Origin of the sequence: Pseudomonas sp. TYF_14 (genome assembly GCF_043105275.1) — a bacterium.
GTDB lineage: Bacteria > Pseudomonadota > Gammaproteobacteria > Pseudomonadales > Pseudomonadaceae > Aquipseudomonas > Aquipseudomonas alloputida.
Map to the genome: position 1 here is coordinate 97,794 of NZ_JBICLK010000022.1, position 22,280 is coordinate 120,073.

The 22,280-nt window shown below is 62.8% G+C and carries 19 protein-coding genes and 1 tRNA gene; 14 read left to right on the forward strand and 6 right to left on the reverse strand.

Annotated elements, in window-relative coordinates; genetic code table 11:
* The first annotated feature begins 1 nt into the window (after position 1).
* From ACF8O8_RS06310 to ACF8O8_RS06330, 5 genes are all read left to right on the forward strand, one after another.
* Positions 2–694, forward strand: coding sequence for a pseudouridine synthase (locus tag ACF8O8_RS06310; RefSeq protein WP_049587358.1), 693 nt, complete (start codon positions 2–4; stop codon positions 692–694).
* 343 nt (positions 695–1,037) lie between these two features.
* Positions 1,038–1,925 carry a (R)-3-hydroxydecanoyl-ACP:CoA transacylase gene (gene phaG, locus ACF8O8_RS06315; RefSeq protein WP_392509399.1) on the forward strand — a complete coding sequence of 296 codons (888 nt, stop codon included), beginning with the start codon at positions 1,038–1,040 and terminating at the stop codon, positions 1,923–1,925.
* A 111-nt stretch (positions 1,926–2,036) separates the two neighbouring features.
* A tRNA-Gly gene (locus ACF8O8_RS06320) sits at positions 2,037–2,110 on the forward strand.
* A 210-nt stretch (positions 2,111–2,320) separates the two neighbouring features.
* Positions 2,321–4,027 (forward strand): SulP family inorganic anion transporter, encoded by a 1,707-nt coding sequence (locus ACF8O8_RS06325; protein ID WP_010952515.1) that lies wholly within the window; start codon positions 2,321–2,323, stop codon positions 4,025–4,027.
* 204 nt (positions 4,028–4,231) lie between these two features.
* Complete coding sequence (locus tag ACF8O8_RS06330) at positions 4,232–5,242, forward strand: DUF4917 family protein (protein WP_010952514.1); 1,011 nt, start codon at positions 4,232–4,234, stop codon at positions 5,240–5,242.
* A gap of 32 nt (positions 5,243–5,274) precedes the next feature.
* Here ACF8O8_RS06330 and ACF8O8_RS06335 read toward each other — a convergent pair whose 3' ends face one another.
* The gene (locus ACF8O8_RS06335; RefSeq protein WP_014754346.1) at positions 5,275–6,489 is read right to left on the reverse strand and encodes an SAM-dependent methyltransferase; all 1,215 of its coding nucleotides are present in this window, start codon (positions 6,487–6,489) and stop codon (positions 5,275–5,277) included.
* A gap of 167 nt (positions 6,490–6,656) precedes the next feature.
* Positions 6,657–7,274 carry a TPM domain-containing protein gene (locus ACF8O8_RS06340; RefSeq protein WP_010952512.1) on the reverse strand — a complete coding sequence of 206 codons (618 nt, stop codon included), beginning with the start codon at positions 7,272–7,274 and terminating at the stop codon, positions 6,657–6,659.
* 186 nt (positions 7,275–7,460) lie between these two features.
* Here ACF8O8_RS06340 and bglX point away from each other — a divergent pair, with 186 nt between their 5' ends.
* The 6 genes from bglX (at position 7,461) to ACF8O8_RS06370 (ending at position 15,971) form a co-directional block, all read left to right on the forward strand.
* Positions 7,461–9,752, forward strand: a complete 2,292-nt coding sequence (bglX, locus tag ACF8O8_RS06345) for a beta-glucosidase BglX (RefSeq protein ID WP_104962487.1) — start codon at positions 7,461–7,463, stop codon at positions 9,750–9,752.
* 130 nt (positions 9,753–9,882) lie between these two features.
* Complete coding sequence (locus ACF8O8_RS06350; RefSeq protein ID WP_064491128.1) at positions 9,883–11,640, forward strand: ATP-binding protein; 1,758 nt, start codon at positions 9,883–9,885, stop codon at positions 11,638–11,640.
* The gene (locus ACF8O8_RS06355; RefSeq protein ID WP_392509400.1) at positions 11,634–12,968 is read left to right on the forward strand and encodes a sigma-54-dependent transcriptional regulator; all 1,335 of its coding nucleotides are present in this window, start codon (positions 11,634–11,636) and stop codon (positions 12,966–12,968) included. Before ACF8O8_RS06350 ends, ACF8O8_RS06355 begins: the two co-directional genes overlap by 7 nt.
* A 253-nt stretch (positions 12,969–13,221) precedes the next feature.
* Complete coding sequence (locus ACF8O8_RS06360) at positions 13,222–14,541, forward strand: MFS transporter (RefSeq protein WP_003251986.1); 1,320 nt, start codon at positions 13,222–13,224, stop codon at positions 14,539–14,541.
* A 300-nt stretch (positions 14,542–14,841) separates the two neighbouring features.
* A complete protein-coding gene (locus ACF8O8_RS06365; RefSeq protein WP_049587354.1) occupies positions 14,842–15,246 on the forward strand; it encodes a hypothetical protein in 405 nt (134 codons plus the stop codon).
* A gap of 119 nt (positions 15,247–15,365) precedes the next feature.
* Positions 15,366–15,971, forward strand: coding sequence for a flavin reductase family protein (locus tag ACF8O8_RS06370; protein ID WP_010952506.1), 606 nt, complete (start codon positions 15,366–15,368; stop codon positions 15,969–15,971).
* On the opposite strand, the gene ACF8O8_RS06375 is transcribed toward ACF8O8_RS06370, so the two are convergent.
* Positions 15,972–16,238, reverse strand: coding sequence for a hypothetical protein (locus ACF8O8_RS06375; protein WP_010952505.1), 267 nt, complete (start codon positions 16,236–16,238; stop codon positions 15,972–15,974).
* A 16-nt stretch (positions 16,239–16,254) separates the two neighbouring features.
* On the reverse strand, positions 16,255–16,548 hold the full coding sequence (locus tag ACF8O8_RS06380; RefSeq protein ID WP_010952504.1) for a putative quinol monooxygenase: 294 nt from the start codon (positions 16,546–16,548) through the stop codon (positions 16,255–16,257).
* 202 nt (positions 16,549–16,750) lie between these two features.
* On the opposite strand from ACF8O8_RS06380, the gene ACF8O8_RS06385 reads away from it, so the two are divergent.
* Positions 16,751–17,671: an AraC family transcriptional regulator gene (locus ACF8O8_RS06385; protein WP_010952503.1), complete on the forward strand. Its 921-nt coding sequence runs from the start codon at positions 16,751–16,753 to the stop codon at positions 17,669–17,671.
* Between the two features lie 123 nt (positions 17,672–17,794).
* On the opposite strand, the gene ACF8O8_RS06390 is transcribed toward ACF8O8_RS06385, so the two are convergent.
* A complete protein-coding gene (locus ACF8O8_RS06390; RefSeq protein ID WP_392509401.1) occupies positions 17,795–19,432 on the reverse strand; it encodes a 5-guanidino-2-oxopentanoate decarboxylase in 1,638 nt (545 codons plus the stop codon).
* A gap of 114 nt (positions 19,433–19,546) precedes the next feature.
* Here ACF8O8_RS06390 and ACF8O8_RS06395 point away from each other — a divergent pair, with 114 nt between their 5' ends.
* Positions 19,547–20,422 (forward strand): LysR substrate-binding domain-containing protein, encoded by an 876-nt coding sequence (locus tag ACF8O8_RS06395; RefSeq protein ID WP_014592244.1) that lies wholly within the window; start codon positions 19,547–19,549, stop codon positions 20,420–20,422.
* Between the two features lie 19 nt (positions 20,423–20,441).
* Here the strand turns inward: ACF8O8_RS06395 and ACF8O8_RS06400 are convergent, their stop codons facing one another.
* The gene (locus ACF8O8_RS06400) at positions 20,442–21,056 is read right to left on the reverse strand and encodes an NAD(P)-dependent oxidoreductase (protein WP_064491132.1); all 615 of its coding nucleotides are present in this window, start codon (positions 21,054–21,056) and stop codon (positions 20,442–20,444) included.
* Between the two features lie 183 nt (positions 21,057–21,239).
* Here ACF8O8_RS06400 and ACF8O8_RS06405 point away from each other — a divergent pair, with 183 nt between their 5' ends.
* Positions 21,240–22,148, forward strand: a complete 909-nt coding sequence (locus tag ACF8O8_RS06405; protein ID WP_392509402.1) for a LysR family transcriptional regulator — start codon at positions 21,240–21,242, stop codon at positions 22,146–22,148.
* Positions 22,149–22,280 lie beyond the last annotated feature (132 nt).

The following is a 22,280-nucleotide window of genomic DNA, read 5'->3' on the forward strand; positions in this document are numbered from 1 at the left end:
CATGCGCCTTGACCGTTTCCTCGCCAACCTGCCCAGCTACAACCGCCAGAACGTTCGCCTGATGCTGGCGCAACGCCGCGTGCGAGTGGATGGCCAGGTAGTCAGCGACCCGCTGACCGACGTGCGTGAATTCAGCCGCGTAGAGCTGGACGAGCAACTGCTGCAGGCCGGCCGCCCGGCCCGCTACCTGATGCTGTACAAGCCCACTGGCTGCGTAAGCGCCACCCACGATCCGCAACACCGTACCGTTCTCGACCTGCTGCCAGCGGCGTTGCGAGATGACCTGCACATAGCCGGGCGCCTGGACTTCAACACCACCGGCCTGATGATCCTGACCAACGATGGCCAATGGTCACGGCGCCTGACCCAGCCTGCCACCAAGCTGCCCAAGCATTATCTGGTGGACACCGAGGACGAGATTGGCGAGCACTATGTGGCCAAGTTTCGCGAGGGTTTCTATTTTGCCTTCGAAGACCTCACCACCCAACCTGCCCAGCTGGACATCCTCGGCCCCCACCGAGCCCGGCTGGCGATCGTCGAGGGGCGTTACCACCAGGTCAAGCGCATGTTCGGGCATTTCAACAACAAGGTGATCGGGCTGCATCGGGAGAGCATGGGGGCGATCCGGCTGGATCCGGGGTTGGCGCCGGGGGAGTATCGTGAACTGACGGCCAATGAGATAGCCACTGTCTAGGCCGTGACAGACAGCCCGTGTCGTCATACGACCGCTCAGCGACAAAAGTCACATTACTTACCGAACGGCACTTGCGCGATCCCCAACCCACTGCTTGAATCCAAATCGTCAGTCTGCATGTGACTACCAAGTCACACCTGCAGCCGATGACACTTTTTGCCGGCCACCCAAAGCCTAGATGCCTTGGGGCACGGCAAATTGCCCGCCAAAAACAATACCGTCGACGCAAGTGCCAAGGATCGACACAGGGCCCCCGGATTATCTTCAGGCAAATGCCTACCTGTCATAAAGAACGTGCACCCTAGGTGACGCGAATACCCTTTTTGCGCCAGGAGTCGATGACATGAGGCCAGAAATCGCTGTACTTGATATCCAAGGTCAGTATCGGGTTTACACGGAGTTCTATCGCGCGGATGCGGCCGAAAACACGATCATCCTGATCAACGGCTCGCTGGCCACCACGGCCTCGTTCGCCCAGACGGTACGTAACCTGCACCCACAGTTCAACGTGGTTCTGTTCGACCAGCCGTATTCAGGCAAGTCCAAGCCGCACAACCGTCAGGAACGGCTGATCAGCAAGGAGACCGAGGCGCATATCCTCCTTGAGCTGATCGAGCACTTCCAGGCAGACCACGTGATGTCTTTTTCGTGGGGTGGCGCAAGCACGCTGCTGGCGCTGGCGCACCAGCCGCGGTACGTGAAGAAGGCAGTGGTGAGTTCGTTCTCGCCAGTGATCAACGAGCCGATGCGCGACTATCTGGACCGTGGCTGCCAGTACCTGGCCGCCTGCGACCGTTATCAGGTCGGCAACCTGGTCAATGACACCATCGGCAAGCACTTGCCGTCGCTGTTCAAACGCTTCAACTACCGCCATGTGAGCAGCCTGGACAGCCACGAGTACGCACAGATGCACTTCCACATCAACCAGGTGCTGGAGCACGACCTGGAACGTGCGCTGCAAGGCGCGCGCAATATCAACATCCCGGTGCTGTTCATCAACGGCGAACGCGATGAGTACACCACGGTCGAAGATGCGCGGCAGTTCAGCAAGCATGTGGGTAGAAGCCAGTTCAGCGTGATTCGCGATGCGGGCCACTTCCTGGACATGGAGAACAAGACCGCCTGCGAGAACACCCGCAGTGTCATGCTGGGGTTCCTCAAGCCAACCGTGCGCGAACCCCGTCACCGTTACCAACCCGTGCAACAGGGGCAGCATGCATTTGCCATCTGAGCGGCTCGGCGCCTTGTAGCAAATACCCGCAGGCCACGGGGCGCCGACAAGCTTTTTTATAACTTGGGCTTCTAATTCGCTGAAGGTTCTGGTAAAAAGTCGAGCTCAGATGCGGGTATAGTTTAGTGGCAAAACGAAAGCTTCCCAAGCTTTAGTTGAGGGTTCGATTCCCTCTACCCGCTCCACATCGCAGTCCCGCATGGCGTTCCAGCAACGTCATCGCAGTCAAAAGGAGCCTTGGCTCCTTTTTTCGTTTTTCATCCTGCCTTGACCTGGCCCATGGCCAATTACCCACCGATCCGCTTCAATGCGCATCGGGCCTTTGCGTGCGCAAGCGAAACGGCTTGTGGCGGATATGCTCACTGGATTCGTGAAACTATTCGAAAGGACAACGCATGTTTCTCTCCCGCTGGCTACCGGGCCTTGCCAACCTGCTGCACTACCGCCGTGAATGGTTCCACGCCGATCTGCAAGCGGGCCTGTCGGTAGCCGCGATCCAGATTCCCATTGCCATTGCCTATGCGCAGATCGTCGGGCTGCCGCCGCAATATGGCCTGTACGCCTGTGTGCTACCGATGATGGTCTACGCGCTGATCGGTAGCTCGCGCCAGCTGATGGTCGGCCCCGACGCCGCCACCTGCGCGATGATCGCCGGTGCCGTGGCACCGCTGGCCATGGGTGACCCGCAGCGCATCGTCGAACTGTCGGTGATCGTCACCGTGCTGGTCGGCGTGATGCTGATTGCCGCGGGCCTGGCGCGGGCCGGGTTCATCGCCAGCTTCTTCTCGCGGCCGATCCTGATCGGCTACCTCAACGGTATCGGCCTGAGCCTGATCGCCGGGCAGCTGTCCAAGGTGGTGGGCTTCAAGATCGAGGGCGACGGTTTCATCCTCAGCCTGATCAACTTCTTCCAGCGCCTGGGGGAAATTCACTGGGTCACATTGATCATCGGCCTGGCCGCCCTGGGCCTGCTCATCTGGCTGCCACGGCGCTACCCGCGCCTGCCCGCAGCCCTCACGGTAGTGGCGCTGTTCATGCTGCTGGTTGGCCTGTTCGGCCTCGACCGCTTCGGCGTTGCCGTCCTTGGGCCGGTACCTGCAGGCATCCCGCAACTGGCCTGGCCACACAGCAACCTGGCGGAAATGAAGAGCCTGCTGCGCGACGCCCTGGGTATCGCCACCGTCAGCTTCTGCAGCGCCATGCTTACCGCACGCAGCTTTGCCGCCCGGCATGGCTATGCGATCAACGCCAACCACGAATTCGTCGCCCTGGGCGTGAGCAACCTGGCGGCCGGGGTTTCCCAGGGCTTTGCCATCAGCGGTGCCGACTCGCGCACTGCAGTCAACGACATGGTCGGTGGCAAAAGCCAGCTGGTAGGCATCATCGCGGCACTGGTGATTGCCCTGATCCTGCTGTTCTTCACCGCGCCCATGGCCTGGATCCCGCAGGCTGCGCTGGGCGCCGTGCTGCTGATGGCGGGCTGGGGGCTGATCGACATCAAATCGCTGGGGCATATCCGGCGTCTAAGCCGCTTCGAGTTCTGGCTGTGCCTGCTGACCACGGCGGGCGTACTGAGCCTGGGCGTGCTGCCCGGCATCGTGTTTGCCGTGACCCTGGCGATCCTGCGCCTGCTTTACAGCATCTACCAGCCCACCGATGCCGTACTGGGCTGGCTGCCGGGCACCGAAGGCCAGGTGGACATCCGCAAGTTCAAGGACGCCCGCACCGTGCCTGGCCTGGTGGTGTACCGCTTCGACGACGCCATCCTGTTCTTCAATGCCGACTACTTCAAGATGCGCCTGCTTGAAGCCGTGCAAAGCCAGGACCAGCCTAAAGCCGTGCTGTTCGATGCCGAAGCGGTAACCAGCATCGATGTCAGCGGCATCGCCGCCCTGCGCGAAGTGCGTGACACCCTGGCGGCTCAAGGCATCCTCTTCGCCATCGCCCGCGCCCGTGGCACTTTCCTGCGCATGCTGGTGCGCTCGGGGATGGCGCGGGACATGGAAGAAAAACTGCTATTCGGCTCGGTACGCGCAGGGATTCGTGCGTACCGCGTGTGGCGCAACCGAAACCGCAGTGTGCAAGTGACCGAACAGGGTTGAGCAGCTTTCATCCTGTTCAACGTGCTGCGCCTGTGCTGGCCCTTTCGCGGGTAAACCCGCTCCTACATGGACTTGTAGGCGCGGATTTACCCGCGAAAGGGCCAGCACAGACAACACAAAACCATCGCCCTGACACCAACCCTCGCACACCTCGCATGACATGCTAAAGTCGCCCCGTTCCCCGCACCACCCAACGGACCCAGCATGCCCGCTCTCGATGCCACCCTCACCCCCTGGCCAGAACTCGCCGCCCGCCATCCCTGCGACGCCCTGCTGCTGGGCAACGGCGCCAGCCGCGCAGTATGGAAGCCGTTCGGCTACTTCTCGCTGTTCGAGCAAGCGCAACGCGCAGGCCGCAAGAAAGGCCTGGCGGTCAGCGACCAGGCACTGTTCAAGTCCTTGGCCACGGAACTGTTCGAGCCGGTGCTCAGCGCCCTCAACACCACCGTGCGGACCAATGCCGCCCTGGCCATCAACTCCACCGCACCGCTGAACCGCTACTACTCGATCAAGGAAGCGTTGATTCACGCCGTGCGCACGGTGCATCTGCCCTGGCCGCTGATGCCGAAGGCCACACTGGCAACCCTCAATCAGGCGCTGCGCGGCTATCGAAGCGTCTACACCAGCAACTACGACCTGCTGCTGCCATGGGCCGTGCAGCACGCCCCGAGTGGCTTCGCCGAACTGTTCGACGAACAAGGCTATTTCGACGTGCGACGCACCGGCAGCGAAGGCACCCGGGTGCTGCACCTGCATGGCGGCCTGCACCTGCTCAAGCTGCCCGACGGCACCACCCGCCAGCGCAGCGCTGAAAGTGCCGAACTGCTCGATGGGTTTGCCGTGAACATCCCGGGTGAAGTACCGCTTTTCGTCAACGAAGACCGCAGCGATGAAAAACTGCGCGCTATCCGCAACTCGGACTACCTGAGCTGGTGCCTGGGGCAGCTGGCGCAGGAAAACCACGGGATATGCCTGTTCGGACAGCATCTGGACAGCAGTGACCGGCACCTGCTCGACGCTGTGCGCCAAGCCCGTCCGCAACAGCTATCCATTGCCATTCGGCCGCTGGGCGAGGCTTCGGTGATCAATCAGAAGCAGCATTTTGCAGATCGTTTCGGGGATTTGCCGGGGACGGCGGTGCATTTCTTCGATGCCAGCACCCACCCGTTGGGGCAGGCAGCATTGGCTATCGAAGTGCCCTCTGCTCGGCGCTGACAGCATCCCCGGAGGCGTGCCGGTGGGTGGCGTCAGAGCAACCCATCCGCGCGCAACAACGTTTCCAGGCAATGCTCCTGCACCCCATAGAACGCCTTGAGCTGGGCAATCTTCTCCAGCAACGCCCCGTTATCTCCCGCCTGCCGCCGCTTCACCGCAAGAATCATCTTGTTCTTGTTGGTGTGCTCCAGCGAAATGAACTCGAACACCTTGGTTTCATAGCCACAGGCTTCCAGGTACAGCGCACGCAGGCTGTCGGTCAGCATTTCGGCCTGCTGGCCCAGGTGCAGGCCGTACTGCAGCATGGGTTGCAGCAACCCCGGGCTGTGCAGTTGCGGGCGGATCTGCTTGTGGCAGCACGGCGAGCACATGATGATCGCGGCGTTGCAGCGGATGCCAGTGTGGATGGCGTAGTCGGTGGCGATGTCACAGGCATGCAAGGCGATCATCACCTCGATGGCCTCAGGCACCACGCTGCGCACATCACCACACTGGAACTCCAGGCCTGGGTGGTCGAGGCGTGCGGCCGCGGCGTTGCAAAGGTCGACCATGTCCTGGCGCAGCTCCACGCCGGTGACCTGTGCGTCGCGGCCCAAACTGTTGCGCAGGTAGTCATGCATGGCAAAAGTCAGGTAGCCCTTGCCCGAACCGAAGTCGGCCACCCGCAGCGCCTGTTCCGTCGACACCGGTGCATTGGCCAGGGCGTGGTCGAAAACCTCGATGAACTTGTTGATCTGCTTCCACTTGCGCGACATGGACGGGATCAGTGCGCCTTGTGCGTCGGTCACACCGAGGTCGCGCAGAAACGGCCGCGACAGCTCCAGATAACGCTTCTTCTCGCGGTCATGCCCGCTGCCCGCATCGGCCACGCGCGGTGCCTGGGCACCGTGGCGCTGGAGCATCGGTTTGCCCTTCTTGCTGAAGGTCAGCTGCACTTCGCCGTCAGCATCGAACAGATGGGCATTGCGGAAGCTGTCCGGCAGCAGTTCGGCAACCAGCACCTGGGCCTGGTCCAGCGGCAGGTTGCGGGTGATGTCGCGGGTCTGGTGGCGGTAGACCAGCGACAGGCACGGCTGGCCCTTGACCTGCAGCGGCTTGGCAATGATCCGTTGCAAGGTCTGGTCGGCACCGACATGGCGCGCCAGCACCAGCTTGACCAGGGTTTCGCCGTGCAGGGCGGCGTTCAGCAGGTCGAGAAACTGAGCGCGCGCATCCGGCGCGCAAGAGGCAGAAGTACTGGCGGACATGAAAAAAGGGGGCCTTGGGAAGCGGAACGCCTATTCTAACGTGCCCCAAGCACCCTGTGGGAGCGGGCTTGCCCGCGAACACCGGCAAAGCCGGTGCCAGACACCCTGTCGCCTGTTTCCAAGGCAAGCCTGTGCCCACAGGAAATCCAGCAAGGCTGGACGCTCCTTCAGTCGAGAATCACCAAGCGGTTGGGCAACTCGTTGCGTGCATGGGTTGGCGGCACGTGCTGGCTAAGCAGCTCGCCACACGCTTCGATGCACTCGACAAAGCCCTGCAAGGTACGGCCCTGGCGCACCTGCTCGGCCAAGCGGGCACCGATGGCCGCGCGGGCTTCGGCATCCAGGCAGTGCTCGATACCCCGATCGACCAGGATCTCCACATGCCGCTCCGCCTCGCTGACGAAAATCAGCACGCCCGTGGCGCCTGCTGTGCGCTGCAGGTTCTGCTCGCGAAACTGCTGCTGAGCCAGGCGCGAGGCACGCCAGCGGCGCAAGGCACGGGGGATCAGCCAGTCGGCCAGGCGTGGGTTGCGCAGCAGCAGGCACAAAACGACGAACAGCAGCACGTTGCCCATCAGCACGCCACGCACGCTGGGCCAAGCCGCCAGCCAGTGCAACAGACCGGGCACGGTCAGTGCCAGCACGGCGGCACACAACAACGGCCAATACGCATAATCGTCGGCACGACGGGCAAGCACCGTCACCAGTTCGGCATCGGTATGCCGTTCGGCACGGGCAATGGCTTCGGCAATCTGCCGCTGATGGTATTCGTCGAAGGGGGTCATGCCGTCGGTCTCTTGAGCGTTCTTATAGTTGTTATCCCGGCATTCGGGGCTTCATCCGCAGGCGACATATTCAGGCATAATCCGCCGCTGGAAGAATTGCCTGCAAATCGTACAACAATAGCCGCCTGAAAACTTCGGTCGCGCACGTATCACCGTGGATACGGCAGAGGCCCCAAAACGGAATTGATGATGAAACTGTCTTTGCTGGGCCTGGCCATGGGCCTTGCCAGTCAGGCGGCCCTCGCCGCCCCCACCGCCCCGCCCCTGCAGGACAAGCAGGCCTTTATCGAGCATCTGATCAGCCAGATGACCGAAGCCGAAAAAATCGGCCAGTTGCGCCTGATCAGCATCGGCCCGGAAATGCCCCGCGACAAGATCCGCGAGGAAATCGCCGCCGGCCGTATCGGTGGCACCTTCAACTCACGCACAGCCCCCGAAAACCGGCCGATGCAGGACGCGGCCATGCGCAGCCGCCTGAAGATCCCGATGTTCTTCGCCTACGACACCGTCCACGGCGAGCGCACCATCTTCCCGATCGGCCTGGGCATGGCCGCGACCTGGGACATGGAGGCCGTCGCCAAGGTCGGCCGCACCGCCGCGATCGAAGCCTCGGCCGACGCCCTGGACATGACGTTCGCGCCAATGGTGGATATCGCCCGTGACCCGCGCTGGGGCCGCACAAGCGAAGGTTTCGGCGAAGACACCTACCTGACCTCGAGAATCGGCCAGGTAATGGTGCGCTCGTTCCAGGGCAGCAGCCCGGCCAACCCCGACAGCATCATGGCCATCGTCAAGCATTTCGCCTTGTATGGCGCCGTGGAAGGCGGGCGCGACTACAACACGGTCGATATGAGCCTGCCGAAAATGTACAACGACTACCTGCCACCCTATCGCGCCGCGCTCGATGCGGGTGCCGGTGGCGTGATGGTGGCGCTGAACTCGATCAACGGCGTACCGGCCACCTCCAACACCTGGCTGATGAACGACCTGCTGCGCAAGGAGTGGGGCTTCAAGGGCGTGACCATCAGCGACCACGGTGCCATCCAGGAGCTGATTCGCCACGGCGTCGCCCGTGACGGCCGTGAAGCCGCCAAGCTGGCGATCAAGGCCGGCATCGACATGAGCATGAACGATACCCTGTACGGCGAAGAGCTGCCGGGCCTGCTGAAGTCCGGCGAGGTGACCCAGCGCGAGCTGGACCAGGCGGTGCGTGAAGTGCTGGGTGCCAAGTACGACATGGGCCTGTTCAAGGACCCGTACGTGCGCATCGGCAAGGCCGAAACCGATCTGAAGGACTACTACGGCAACGACCGCCTGCACCGCGAAGCTGCGCGTGACGTGGCACGCCGCAGCCTGGTGCTGCTGGAAAACCGCAACCAGACCCTGCCGCTGAAAAAAGCCGGCACCATTGCCTTGGTCGGCCCGCTGGCCGATGCCCCGATCGACATGATGGGCAGCTGGGCCGCCGACGGTAAACCCGTCCACTCGGTGACCGTGCGCGAAGGCTTGCGCCGCGCCGTGGAAGGCAAGGCCAAGCTGGTCTACGCCAAAGGCTCCAACGTCACGGGCGACAAGGCGATCTTCGATTACCTGAACTTCCTCAACTTCGATGCCCCGGAAATCGTCGACGACCCACGCCCGCCTGCGGTGCTGATCGATGAAGCAGTCAAGGCAGCGAAGCAATCCGACGTCGTGGTCGCAGTGGTCGGCGAGTCCCGCGGCATGTCCCACGAGTCGTCGAGCCGCACCACCCTGGAGATCCCGGCCAGCCAGCGCGAGCTGATCAAGGCGCTCAAGGCCACCGGCAAACCGCTGGTGCTGGTGCTGATGAACGGCCGGCCGCTGTCGATCAGCTGGGAGCGCGAGCAGGCCGACGCCATCCTGGAAACCTGGTTCGCCGGCACCGAAGGCGGCAATGCCATCGCCGACGTGCTGTTTGGCGACTACAACCCCTCCGGCAAGCTGGCCATTACCTTCCCACGGTCGGTGGGGCAGATCCCGATGTACTACAACCACACCCGCATCGGCCGGCCGTTCACGCCGGGCAAGCCGGGCAACTACACCTCGCAATACTTCGAAGAACCCAACGGGCCGCTTTATCCGTTCGGCTATGGCTTGAGCTACAGCAGCTTCGAGCTGTCGGGCCTGAACCTGTCGAGCAAGGATCTCAAGCGCGGCGATACGCTGGATGCCAAGGTCACGGTCAAGAACACCGGCAAGGTTGCAGGCGAGACGGTGGTGCAGCTGTACCTGCAGGATGTGTCGGCGTCGATGAGCCGCCCAGTGAAAGAGCTGAAAAACTTCCAGAAGCTGATGCTTGAACCGGGTGAAACCCGCACGTTGACCTTCCGCATCAGCGAGGACGACCTGAAGTTCTACAATGGCCAGTTGCAGCGGGTTGCCGAACCAGGGGAGTTCAATGTCCAGGTAGGGCTGGATTCCCAGGCGGTGCAGCAGCAGAGCTTTGAATTGCTTTGACTGAAAAAGGCCGCCTGTTCCGGCCTTTTCGCGGGTAAAACCGCGCCTACAGGTGCTGCAGAGTACCTGTAGGCGCGGGTTTACCCGCGAAGAGGCAGGCCCCGACATCCCACCACCGGATCCGCCCCCGATGCCCTTTTCCTTTCGCGCCCTGCGTCTGGGGCTGATCACCCTGCTGATCGTGCTGGGTACCGCACTCAGCGCCGGCTGGGCCATGCACCAGGCCAAGCGCCAGGCCATGGAAGACGACGCCAAGCGTGCCAGCCAGCAACTGGGCCTGTACGCCAACGCACTGCACACCCTGATCGATCGCTACCGTGCCCTCCCCGCCGTGCTGGCGCTGGACCCGGAGCTGATCGCAGCCTTGCGCGGCCCGGTCGACGAAAAGGTTCAGAACGCCCTGAACCTCAAGCTCGAACGCATCAATGGCGCCGCCAATTCCTCCACCCTCGAGCTGCTCGACCGCACCGGGCTGGCCATTGCCGCCAGCAACTGGCGGCTGCCCAGCAGCTACGTCGGCTCCAACTACGGTTTCCGCCCCTACTTCAAGCAAACCCGCAGCCAGGGCAGTGGCCGCTTCTATGCCGTGGGCGTGACCAGTGGCGTGCCGGGCTACTTCCTCGCCAGCGCGGTGAACGACGAGCACGGCCGATTCCTTGGCGCCATGGTGGTGAAGCTGGAGTTCCCCGAGCTGGAACGCGAATGGCGACAGGGCAACGATATCCTGTTGGTCAGCGACGCCCGCGGCATCACTTTCATCGCAAACCAGGATGGCTGGCGCTACCGCGAACTTCAGCCGCTCAGTGGCGCCGACCGTGCCGAGCTGGCCGAAACCCGCCAGTACGACAAGCAACCGCTGGTGCCGCTACACCATCAGGTGCTGACGCGGTTTGCCCCCTACAGCACCCTTAGCCGCGTGCAAGGCCCCGAGGGTAGTACCGAGTACCTGTGGGAAAGCCTGCCGTTGGAAGGCGAAAACTGGACCTTGCACCTGCTGCGCAAACCGCAGGTCGCTGCCGACGGCCGTAATGCCGCGCTTGGCGCCGCCGCCGTCTGGCTGAGTCTGGTGTTCGCCGCCCTTTTCGTCAGCCAACGCCTGCGCCTGGCACGCCTGCGCCAGCGCAGCCGGCAAGAACTCGAACGCCAGGTCGAGGAGCGCACCCGCGAGCTGCGCACTGCCCAGGAAGGCCTGGTGCAATCAGCCAAGCTGGCCGCACTCGGGCAGATGTCGGCGGCCATGGCCCACGAAATCAACCAACCGCTGACCACCCAACGTATGCAGCTGGAAACCCTGCGCCTGCTGCTTGACCATGGTCGCCATGACGAAGCGCGGCAAGCGCTGGAGCCACTGGAACAGATGCTCACGCGCATGGCAGCACTTACCAGCCACCTGAAAACCTTTGCCCGCAACAGCCCGATGGGCCTGCGCGAACGCCTTGACCTGGCAACCGTGGTCGACCAGGCCTTGCATCTGCTGGAAGCGCGCCTTCGCAACGAGGAAGTGGAAGTGGCTCTGTACCTGGCACGCCCGGCCTGGGTACGCGGCGATGCCATCCGCCTGGAGCAGGTGCTGATAAACCTCCTGCACAATGCACTCGACGCCATGCTCGACAAGCGTTACAAACGCCTGGAGATCCGCATCGAACCCGACGGGGACCTATGGCGCCTGAGTGTGCTCGACTCGGGTGGCGGCATTGCCGAAGCCGACCTGGCCAAGGTCTTCGACCCGTTCTTCACCACCAAACCGGTGGGGGAAGGGCTAGGGCTGGGCCTGGCCATTTCCTACGGCATCGTCCACGAGGCCGGCGGCCAGCTGCGGGCCGAAAACCTGCCTGGCGGCGCGCGCCTGAGCCTTACCCTGCCCCGTGACCTGGAGCCTGTATGTTGAATTCGGTGATCGTCGTCGATGATGAAGCCAGTATCCGCACTGCTGTCGAGCAATGGCTGAGCCTGTCTGGCTTCAGCGTGGAGTTGTTCGCTCGCGCCGAAGCGTGCCTGGCACACCTGCCGCAGCACTTCCCTGGGGTGATCATCAGCGATGTGCGCATGCCGGGCATGGATGGCCTGCAATTGCTCGAACGCCTGCAGGCGAACGACCCCGACCTGCCCGTAATTCTGCTGACCGGTCACGGTGATGTACCGATGGCGGTAGAAGCCATGCGCAGCGGGGCCTATGACTTCCTGGAAAAACCCTTCACGCCGCAAGATTTGCTGGGCAGCCTGCGCCGCGCCCTTGAAAAACGCCAGCTGGTGCTTGAGAACCGCCGGCTCCACGAGCAGGCCGACCTCAAGTCACGCCTGGAAGGCACGCTGCTGGGCATGTCCCAGGGCCTGCAACAGCTGCGCCGGCAAGTGCTGGACCTGGCCGGCCTGCCGGTGAACGTGTTGATCCGCGGTGAAACCGGCAGTGGCAAGGAGCGGGTGGCCCGCTGCCTGCACGACTTCGGCCCCCGTGCCGCCAAGCCCTTTGTAGCCCTTAACTGCGCGGCCATCCCCGAGTCGCTGTTCGAGGCCGAACTGTTCGGCCATGAGAGTGGCGCCTTCACGGGCGCCCAGGGTAAACGCATCGGCAAGCTGGAGTATGCCAACGGTGGCACCGTGTTCCTCGACGAAATCGAGAGCATGCCCCTGGCCCAACAGGCCAAGCTGTTGCGGGTGATACAGGAGCAGAAGTTGGAGCGCCTGGGGGCAAACCAGAGCATCAGCGTCGACCTGCGCATCATTGCTGCGACCAAGCCTGACCTGCTCGAGGAGGCTCGTGCCGGGCGCTTCCGCGAAGACCTGGCCTACCGCCTGAACGTCGCCGAATTGCGCCTGGCACCGCTGCGCGAGCGGCGGGAGGACATTCTGCTGCTGTTTGAGCACTTTGCCCGTGCTGCCGGTGAAAAGCTTGGTCGCGCGGCCCCGCCGCTATCGGGTGCACAGCTGGCGCAGCTGCTGTCACATGACTGGCCTGGCAACGTGCGTGAACTGGCCAATGCGGCGGAGCGGCATGCGTTGGGGCTGGGTTCGCCAAATATCGAGGTGGCACCTGCCGGGCAGTCGCTGGGCGAGCAGATGGAAGCATTCGAGGCGCAATGCCTGCGTGCGGCCTTGCGTCAGCATGGGGGCGAGATCAAGTCGGTGATGGAGGCCTTGCAACTGCCGCGGCGCACGCTTAACGAGAAGATGCAACGGCATGGGCTGGTGCGCGAGGATTTTATTGGGCAGCCATGAGCGGAAATCCGCTTATGATCTGCACCTGATAGGCAAAAAACCGCTCATAACCTCAAGGTTTTGGACTGCTTTGCAGCCCTTCGCGGTCAGGACCGCTCCTGCAAAGGGCGGCGCAACACCCACCGCTGTGCCGGCTCGGGCTATTTGATGCCCTCAAATGAATCAGCCCGCACCCATTTGGCACACCTTCTGCAATTGCCTTGGCAAGCTGCGCCACGGCGCGCTCCACAAAAACAACGAGAAGGTATCCCTGATGGATAACGCCACCTCCCTGCCTGCCGGGGCGGCCACCGCGCCTGCCGCAGAAAAAACCACCGCCAGCCGCCTGAAGTCGATTTTCAGCGGGTCCATCGGCAACATGGTCGAATGGTACGACTGGTACGTCTACGCCGCATTCTCGCTGTACTTCGCCAAGGCCTTCTTCCCCGCCGGCGACTCCACCGCACAACTGCTCAATACCGCCGCGATCTTCGCCGTGGGCTTCCTGATGCGCCCGATCGGTGGCTGGCTGATGGGCCTGTACGCCGACCGCAAGGGCCGCAAGGCCGCGCTGATGGCGTCGGTCCTGCTCATGTGCGCAGGCTCGCTGGTCATCGCCCTGACCCCGGGTTACGAAACCATCGGCGTCGCCGCACCTGTCCTGCTGGTCATCGCGCGCCTGCTGCAGGGCCTGTCGGTGGGTGGTGAATACGGCACCTCGGCCACCTACCTCAGCGAAATGGCCAGCAAGGAGCGCCGTGGTTTCTTCTCCAGCTTCCAGTACGTGACCCTGATCTCCGGCCAGCTCATCGCCCTGGCGGTACTGATCGTCCTGCAACAGACCCTGACCACCGAGCAGCTGTACGCCTGGGGCTGGCGCGTGCCGTTCGTGATCGGTGCGCTGTGCGCCGTGGTGGCCCTGTACCTGCGTCGCGGCATGGAAGAAACCGCCTCGTTCACCAAGAAGGAAAAGGCCAAGGAAAGCCTGATGCGCACCCTGCTGCGTCACCCCAAGGAGCTGATGACCGTCGTCGGTCTGACCATGGGCGGCACCCTGGCCTTCTACACCTACACCACCTACATGCAGAAATACCTGGTCAACACCGTGGGCATGAGCATCAGTGACTCGACCACCATCTCGGCCGCCACGCTGTTCCTGTTCATGTGCCTGCAGCCGGTGATCGGTGGTCTGTCCGACAAGATTGGCCGCCGTCCGATCCTGATCGCTTTCGGTGTGCTCGGCACCCTGTTCACCGTCCCCATCCTCAGCACCCTGCACACCATCCAGACCTGGTGGGGTGCGTTCTTCCTGATCATGGCCGCACTGATCATCGTAAGCGGCTATACCTCGATCAACGCCGTGGTCAAAGCCGAGCTGTTCCCTACCGAGATTCGCGCCCTGGGCGTTGGCCTGCCGTATGCCCTGACGGTGTCGATCTTCGGGGGCACCGCCGAATACGTGGCCCTGTGGTTCAAGAGCGCCGGGATGGAGAGCGGCTTCTACTGGTACGTCACCGCCTGTATCGCCTGCTCGCTGCTGGTTTACGCGACCATGAAAGACACCAAGCAGCACTCGCGGATTACCACTGAGTAACGCTGGCCTGGCAGTACTAAAAGGGGCGCTCCATTGCATGGAGCGCCCCTTTTCTATTCAGACTTTTCCTTCTTAACGCCCTATTAATTCCACCTTATCAAGCTGCAATGGCTGGCAGAACGTTGGCGCCCGCGCGAACGCTCCCAAGCCAGCCTTGCGGCCTGAAGCACGACATACGCGCCCAAATACATCGAATAAATGGATTATTTAGCACTATTTTTTGCGCTTTTTAATCAAATTATTCGGCGTAGGATTAAACCCATAGAAACAAACAACTCACAAACCCCTGGAGCAACGACCATGAAAAACAAACTGATCCTTACCCTGGCCCTCTCGGTTTTCGCAGCTGGCGCCTTCGCCGAAGATGGCTTCGACCGGACCGACGCTCACACCTTTGCCGCAGTTCAAACCCAGTCGCCCCGCTACGCTGAAGACGGCTTCGACCGCACCGGCGGCCAACGCTTCGCCGAAGACGGCTTCGACCGCACCGGTGGCCAACGCTTCGCTGAAGACGGCTTCGACCGCACCGGCGGCCAGCGCTTCGCCGAAGACGGCTTCGACCGCACCGGTGGCCAACGCTTCGCTGAAGACGGCTTCGACCGCACCGGTGGCCAACGCTTCGCTGAAGACGGCTTCGACCGCACCGGTGGCCAACGCTTCGCTGAAGACGGCTTCGACCGCACCAACGCGCACCGCATCAGCTGATACCTGATTGCGAGCACCCAGCCCGGCTTCGGCCGGGCTTGATCATTTGCAGGCGAGCTCAGGCTTGGCACACTAGGCACCTTGTCCACCAGGAGGTAGGGCCAACAAGCCCAGCACAGATGTATTACTACGAACCCGCCAAAGGCCACGGCCTGCCGCACGACCCGTTCAATGCCATCGTCGGTCCCCGCCCGATCGGCTGGATCTCCTCTCAGGACCGCGAAGGCCGCCTGAACCTGGCGCCTTACAGCTTCTTCAATGCGTTCAACTACATCCCGCCGATCATCGGTTTCTGCAGCGTCGGGCGCAAAGACAGCCTGAACAACATCGAGCAGACCGGTGAGTTCGTCTGGAACCTGGCCACCCGCCCACTGGCCGAGCAAATGAACCTGAGCTGCGCACCGGTCGCTGCCGAAGTGAACGAATTCGAATTGAGCGGCCTCACTGCCGCACCGTCTAGCATCGTCAAGGTGCCGCGCGTGGGTGAAACGCCGGTAGCCTTCGAGTGCAAGGTCAGCCAGATCGTCCAGCTCAAGCGGGCCGACCAGGAACAGGTGCCCAGCTGGCTGATCCTTGGAGAAGTGGTGGCGGTGCACATTGCCGAGCACCTGTTGAACAACGGCATCTACGATACCGCTGCCGCCGAGCCGATCCTGCGTGGGGGTGGCCCGGCGGATTATTTCGAGCTGGGCAACCTGTTCAAGATGGCCCGGCCGCCGGCCTGATCACCAGACCAGCTCACCCTCTTCGCTGACGCCCTGCAGGCGTTGCAGCTCGGCGGTGGCCGCCTCGTCGGCGGCCACGGCGCCCTTGAACACCTGCCCGTCGAGAACCTTGTGAAAGCGCGGCGCGCCGCCCATGCCCAAGGCTTTGACCGCGATGGCCGCGTGATAGCCGCCACCTTCCACCGGCACCATCGCCGATACCGCTTCGAAATGAGTGAATTCCCTACGTGCCATGTTGCTGTCCGGGTTGTTGAACAAGAGCGTCACTTTACCTCATCCACGCTCAGTCGAAGGTATGCAAGTCCAGGCTGCTGACCACCTGAGCCTGCACCAGCTCACCGAACACCTCCAGTGTCGGCGAAGCAAAGTAACCACTCATCGCCTGCTGGTCCTGCCAGCTTCCGCTGAGCAACCACAGGTCAGCATCAGCCTGAGAACGCTGCACGGTAAAACTCAGGCAACCCGGTGTACGCAGCGAGGGCTCGAGCAGGTCACGCAGGCGCGCGCCCAGCTCTGCCGAGCGCCCGCTGCTGGCACGGATGAAAGCAAGGTGGGTGACCGGTTGTTTAAGGGTCATTGCACAATCTCCTTGAAGCAGGCGGACGGAAAAGCCAGGCTGCCAAGGTTAGGCGCTCACCCGCGCGGCGCGTTAGGCCATTACTGCATGTCGATTGCCTGATCCTGCAGCGCGGCAGGATCAGGCAATCCACATGCAGCTTTCGACTAGCGCCCGTCTTTGCCCAAACCTATGCTGCGTCGGTCATCAGAGGAAAGCCATCATGACCACCGCCACGTCCACCGAACCGACCCTGGAACTGCAGCGCCTGGAGCTGGCCGAGCTGATCAACCGCCATGCGGGCGAGCCCTTTGGTCCAGCATCGGCCATCGATGACCTGTACCTGGTGCGTTACACCGAAAATGTACGTTCTGTACCCACCCTGGCGCAGCCTGCCCTGTGCATCCTTGCCCAGGGCAGCAAAAGCCTGTTCCTGGGTGACGAGCAGTACGCCTACGACCCACTGCATTACATGGTCGTTTCGGTGACCTTGCCACTCAGCGCCGTGAGGCTGGATGCCAGCCCCGAGAACCCAAGCCTGGGCCTGCGCATGGACCTGGACCCGGCGGAGATCAGCCAACTGATCGCCGAGAGCGGGCCAATGCTGGTACCCAATCGACCTTCCGGCCGTGGTTTGTATGTGGAAAGGACAGATGCCGCGTTACTCGATGCCCTGCTGCGGTTGCTGCGGCTGCTGGACACCCCCCGCGACATCGCAATGCTGGCGCCGCTGTTCCGCCGCGAGATTCTCTACCGCCTGCTGCGTGGGCCGCAGGGTTACCGGCTGTATGAAATTGCCTTGGCCAACAGCCAGACCCACCGGGTTTGCCAGGCCATCACTTGGCTCAACAACAACTTCCAACAGCCGCTGCGTATCGAGGACCTGGCCCGTGAGGTCAACCTCAGCACCTCGACCTTGCACCACCGCTTCAAGGCCGTGACCTCGATGAGCCCGCTTCAGTACCAGAAGCAGCTGCGCCTGCAGGAGGCGCGGCGGCTGATGTTGAACGACGGGCTGGAGGCGGCGGTGGCGGCTTATCGGGTGGGTTATGAAAGCCCGTCGCAGTTCAGCCGTGAATACAGCCGGCTTTACGGCGCGCCGCCGATTCGCGATGTGGCTCGGTTGCGGGCTACTGCGGTCTGAAGCTCGACATTCGCCTGCACCGGCGCTTTCGCGGGTAAACCCGCTCCTACAGGTTTTTGCACAGATGCGAAAATTGCGCGCTGCCTGCAGGCGCGAGAGGCCGATACAGGCAATCGCAATGCTTCAACCCAATACCGCGGCCTGCCACTGATTCTGGTCCACCTGAATCAAGGTCGGCCCCTTGCGCTCCACCGCTTGCCCGAGCGCGGCCTGCAATTGGGCGATATCGGCCACGTTCTCTGCTGTTGCGCCCAACGCCCGCGCCACGCCGATGAAATCCGGGGTATGGATATCCACCCCGACTGGCTCGATCGCCCGATTGACCATGTATTTCTTGATTTCCTCGTACCCCTGGTTATTCCACAGCAGCACGATCAGCGGTACCTGCGCCTCCACTGCACTGGCCAGTTCCGGCAGGGTGAACTGCAAACCACCATCACCAATCAGGCACACCGCCGGAGCGCGTTCGACGGCTTGCTCGGCACTGCCCAACCAGGCGCCCATGGCTGCTGGCAACGCGTAACCCAAGGTACCGTAACCGGTCGAGGCGTTGAACCAGCGGCGTGGCTGCTCCATGTCGAGTGTCAGGTTGCCGGTGTACACAGGTTGGGTCGAGTCACCCACCAGAATCGCATTAGGCAGGCGCTCCAGTATGGCGCTCAGCAAACGCGTCTGGCTCAGGGTGGGCTGGTCCCAGTCTGCCGCCAGGACCTTGCGCAGGTCGGCCACGCGGGCCACGCCCCAAGTGCTTTCGTGCACTGGCTGCGGCTGAGCTTGCAAGGCACCGAGCAGCGCTTCGGCTGCCAGCTTGGCATCGGCCACCAGCGCCAGCTCCGGCAGATAATTACGCACGGTCTGGTCCGGGTCGATGTCAATGCGCAGCAGACTGCCCGGGATCTCGAAGCCACCCTTGAAGGTCACGTCATAATCGGTTTCGGCCAGTTCGGTGCCGATCGCCAGCACCACGTCGGCCTCGGCCACCAGCGCCCGTGTGGCGGGTAACGACTGGGTCGAGCCGATCTGCAATGGGTGGCTGGCTGGCAGCAAGCCTTTGGCATTGATGGTCAACGCCACCGGGGCCTGAAGGTGTTCGGCCAGGCGTGCCAACGCAGCGCCCGCAGCCAACGCCCCGCCACCGGCCAGAATCAGCGGCCGACGTGCACTGGCCAGTCGTTCAGCCATCTGCGCCACGGCCTGCGGTGCAGCCCCTGCCCGACTACCCCGTACAGGGCGTCCCGGCAGCAGGAAGTCGGCCGGCTCAACCAGCACATCGAGCGGGATTTCGATATGCACCGGGCGTGGCCGGGCACTGTCGAACACGGCAAATGCCCGGGCCAGCACCTGCGGCAAGTCGGCTGCACTCATCAAGGTGTGGGAATACGCCGCCACCCCCGATACCAGCGCGGTTTGGTTGGGCAGCTCGTGCAACTTGCCACGGCCACCGCCCAGTTGGTCACGGGACTGCACGCTGGAAATCACCAGCATCGGGATCGAGTCGGCATAGGCCTGGCCCATGGCAGTGGTGATATTGGTCATGCCCGGGCCAGTGATGATGAAGCATACCCCGGGTTTGCCGCGGGTGCGCGCATAGCCGTCAGCCATGAACCCGGCACCTTGCTCATGACGCGGGGTGATGTGGCGAATGGAAGAGCCCGCCAGGCCACGATAGAGCTCCACGGTATGCACACCGGGGATGCCGAAGACATGATCGACGCCATAGCCTTCAAGGAGTTTGACCAGTACTTCGCCGCAGGTTGCCATCAGGGATCACCATGAATCTTGTTAGGGTATGCCCTTATTGGACCCAAGCCACGGCTATCGCCACAATGTAAAAAAACACATACTAGCCATGTCCTTTGATCATGGCTTACTGCAATGAAACGTCTCCCGCCCCTGCCTGCCCTGCACACGTTTCTGGTCACCGCCCAGCACTGCAACTTCACCCGCGCCGGGCAGCAGTTGCACATCACCCAGGGCGCTGTCAGCCGCCAGATTGCAGCCCTCGAAGAACACCTCGGTTATGCCCTGTTCAAGCGCGAGGCGCGTGGGTTGAGCCTGACCCGTGAAGGCCTGGACTGGTTGCCGCGGGTGCAGCAGGTGTTCGCCCTGATCGAACAAGGGGTGCGCGAGGTGGGCGAGCACAGCACCACCCTGCAGCTCAAGGCCCCCACCTGCGTGATGCGTTGGCTGCTGCCGCGCCTGATGGAGTGGCAGGCACTGCGCCCGGACGTACCGGTGGAGCTGACCACGACCGTGCAGCACGGGGTGGATTTGCGTCGTGAGGGCTTCGATGCGGCAGTGGTCTATGGCGATGCGCCGAACCACGGGCTGCAGGTGCGCAAGCTGTTCGATGAGCAGCTGACCCCGGTGTGCGCACCGTCACTGCGAGAAGGGCCAGTGCCGTTGCAGCAGGTGGAAGACCTGGCCAGGCACATGCTGCTGCATCCCTCGCGGGATGAACACGACTGGCGGTTGTGGTTGCAGGCGGCTGGAGTGACGCTGGCCACGCATGGACCCAAACAGCATTTCGAGACACTCGACATGGCGATGGCCATGGCCTCGCAGGGGACTGGGGTGGCGATCGGTGACTGGTCGCTGATTGGCGATGACCTGCGCGGTGGGCGGTTGTGCATGCCGTTTGCGCTGAAGGTGCTGACAGGCAAGGGGTATTACCTGGTGAGCCAGGCCAGGAGCTTGCCGCCCGGGCTGCTGGAACTGCTGGACTGGCTGGAAGGCCAGGCCAGCCTGTGACGGCCCTTTCGCAGGCGACTCAATAGCCGACTGTAAACCGTTGCCGCGAGTGTTTCGGCTTCTCCAGCTCATCCAGCATGGCAATCGCATAGTCGGCAAACGTGATCCAGCTCTTGCCGTCCGCACCGATCAACAGATGATCCTTGCCCAGCGCATAGTGACCTCTGCGCTCACCCTCAACGAACTCAGCCGAAGGCGAGAGGAAGGTCCAGTCCAGGTTCGGCTCGCGCCGCAGCGCCTCCAGAAAACGCACGCCGGCACTGGCCTCGGCTTTATACGCCTCCGGGAAATCCGGGCTGTCGATCACCCGATGCCCTGACGGCAGCAACAAGCTACCGGCGCCACCCACCACCAGCAGGCGCTTGACCCCGGCGCGCTTCACCGGCTCGATGATGGCGTGCGGCTGCATTGTCGAGAAATGCGCGGCACTCAACACAGCGTCCATACCTGCGACGGCTGCTTGCAGGGCCGCGCTATCCGTGGCATCCAGCGACTTGACGGTCACACCCTCCCGCCCTTCAAGCGTGGAAGGGTCGCGGGCAATGGCCAGTACACGGTGACCACGGCGCAGGGCCTCTTCCAGCAACTGGCTGCCAGCGCGGCCAGTGGCACCGATGATTGCGATCTTGCTCATGAAATACTCTCCATCAGTTGAACGAAATGACTGCCCTTGGCGACCTTCGCCGCCAGCGCCAGGGCTCTCGTCTGCCGGCTTCGGATAACGCCTTCCGGCAAACAATGCGCACAGCTTAGTTACCCGATTCGTCACAAAAAATGCGATGCTCAGACATAGTTTGTTTCTGAAATCGGGCAAATCATGGATCGCCTCAACGCCATGCGTGTATTCGTCACAGTCATCGACCTGGGCAGCCAGTCGGCGGCGGCGGATTATCTGCAATTATCGCGGCCGGTCGTGTCGCGCTACCTGGCAGAGTTGGAAGACTGGGTTGGCACGCGGCTGATGCAGCGAACCACGCGCAAGCTCAGCCTCACGGCAGCCGGCCAGGAAACCCTGCCTCGCTGCCGGCAACTGCTGGAACTGGCCGGCGACCTGCAGGCCGCCGTGCAGCAGCCGGAAGACGCGCCAAGGGGGGCGCTGCGTATCAGCGTCAGTACCTCATTCGGCCAGGCACAGCTGGTGGATGCAGTGGCCGCCTATGTGCGGCGCTACCCTGACGTGAAGGTAGAACTGCAGATGCTCGACCGCACTGTCAACCTGGTGGACGAGCGCATCGACCTGGCCATTCGCACCAGCAATGACGTGGACCCCAGCCTCATCGCCCGGCGCCTGAGCGTGTGCCGCTCGGTCGTGTGCGCGGCACCGGCCTACCTGAATGAGCGAGGCACGCCGCAACGGGTTGAGGAACTGAGCCTGCACAACTGCCTGACCCATGCCTATTTCGGACACAGCTTGTGGCATTTCGCGGTAGCCGGCCAGCAGGTCGCCGTCCCCGTATCGGGAAACATCAGTGCCAATGAGGTGATGACCCTGCAGAGGGCCGCGCTGGCTGGCGCAGGTATCGCCATGCTGCCAACCTTCCAGGCCGCAGACGCCATACGCCGGGGTGAACTGGTGCGTCTGCTGCCCGAGGCCAAACCGCGTGAACTGAACCTTAATGCGGTGTATACGTCGCGCAAACACATGCCGGCGACCTTGCGCAGCATGCTGGATTTCCTGGTACAGCGTTTCAAGGACGAGCCGGAGTGGGATCGGGATCTATACTAGTGGCGTACACCCCTATCGCTGTCACAGGAGGTGAGCACCATGGGCATCAAGTCAAGAAGAGTCGCCCTTGTCATGGCCCTTACCGCAGTTACAGCGCTGTATGGCTCAGCCTGCTGGCGCGCCGAACTGCTA

Coding starts and splice junctions, on each gene's coding strand:
- ACF8O8_RS06310 (WP_049587358.1), top strand. CDS start 2: ATGCGCCTTGACCGTTTCCTCGCCAACCTGCCCAGCTACAACCGCCAG.
- phaG (WP_392509399.1), top strand. CDS start 1,038: ATGAGGCCAGAAATCGCTGTACTTGATATCCAAGGTCAGTATCGGGTT.
- ACF8O8_RS06325 (WP_010952515.1), top strand. CDS start 2,321: ATGTTTCTCTCCCGCTGGCTACCGGGCCTTGCCAACCTGCTGCACTAC.
- ACF8O8_RS06330 (WP_010952514.1), top strand. CDS start 4,232: ATGCCCGCTCTCGATGCCACCCTCACCCCCTGGCCAGAACTCGCCGCC.
- ACF8O8_RS06335 (WP_014754346.1), bottom strand. CDS start 6,489: ATGTCCGCCAGTACTTCTGCCTCTTGCGCGCCGGATGCGCGCGCTCAG.
- ACF8O8_RS06340 (WP_010952512.1), bottom strand. CDS start 7,274: ATGACCCCCTTCGACGAATACCATCAGCGGCAGATTGCCGAAGCCATT.
- bglX (WP_104962487.1), top strand. CDS start 7,461: ATGATGAAACTGTCTTTGCTGGGCCTGGCCATGGGCCTTGCCAGTCAG.
- ACF8O8_RS06350 (WP_064491128.1), top strand. CDS start 9,883: ATGCCCTTTTCCTTTCGCGCCCTGCGTCTGGGGCTGATCACCCTGCTG.
- ACF8O8_RS06355 (WP_392509400.1), top strand. CDS start 11,634: ATGTTGAATTCGGTGATCGTCGTCGATGATGAAGCCAGTATCCGCACT.
- ACF8O8_RS06360 (WP_003251986.1), top strand. CDS start 13,222: ATGGATAACGCCACCTCCCTGCCTGCCGGGGCGGCCACCGCGCCTGCC.
- ACF8O8_RS06365 (WP_049587354.1), top strand. CDS start 14,842: ATGAAAAACAAACTGATCCTTACCCTGGCCCTCTCGGTTTTCGCAGCT.
- ACF8O8_RS06370 (WP_010952506.1), top strand. CDS start 15,366: ATGTATTACTACGAACCCGCCAAAGGCCACGGCCTGCCGCACGACCCG.
- ACF8O8_RS06380 (WP_010952504.1), bottom strand. CDS start 16,548: ATGACCCTTAAACAACCGGTCACCCACCTTGCTTTCATCCGTGCCAGC.
- ACF8O8_RS06385 (WP_010952503.1), top strand. CDS start 16,751: ATGACCACCGCCACGTCCACCGAACCGACCCTGGAACTGCAGCGCCTG.
- ACF8O8_RS06390 (WP_392509401.1), bottom strand. CDS start 19,432: ATGGCAACCTGCGGCGAAGTACTGGTCAAACTCCTTGAAGGCTATGGC.
- ACF8O8_RS06395 (WP_014592244.1), top strand. CDS start 19,547: ATGAAACGTCTCCCGCCCCTGCCTGCCCTGCACACGTTTCTGGTCACC.
- ACF8O8_RS06400 (WP_064491132.1), bottom strand. CDS start 21,056: ATGAGCAAGATCGCAATCATCGGTGCCACTGGCCGCGCTGGCAGCCAG.
- ACF8O8_RS06405 (WP_392509402.1), top strand. CDS start 21,240: ATGGATCGCCTCAACGCCATGCGTGTATTCGTCACAGTCATCGACCTG.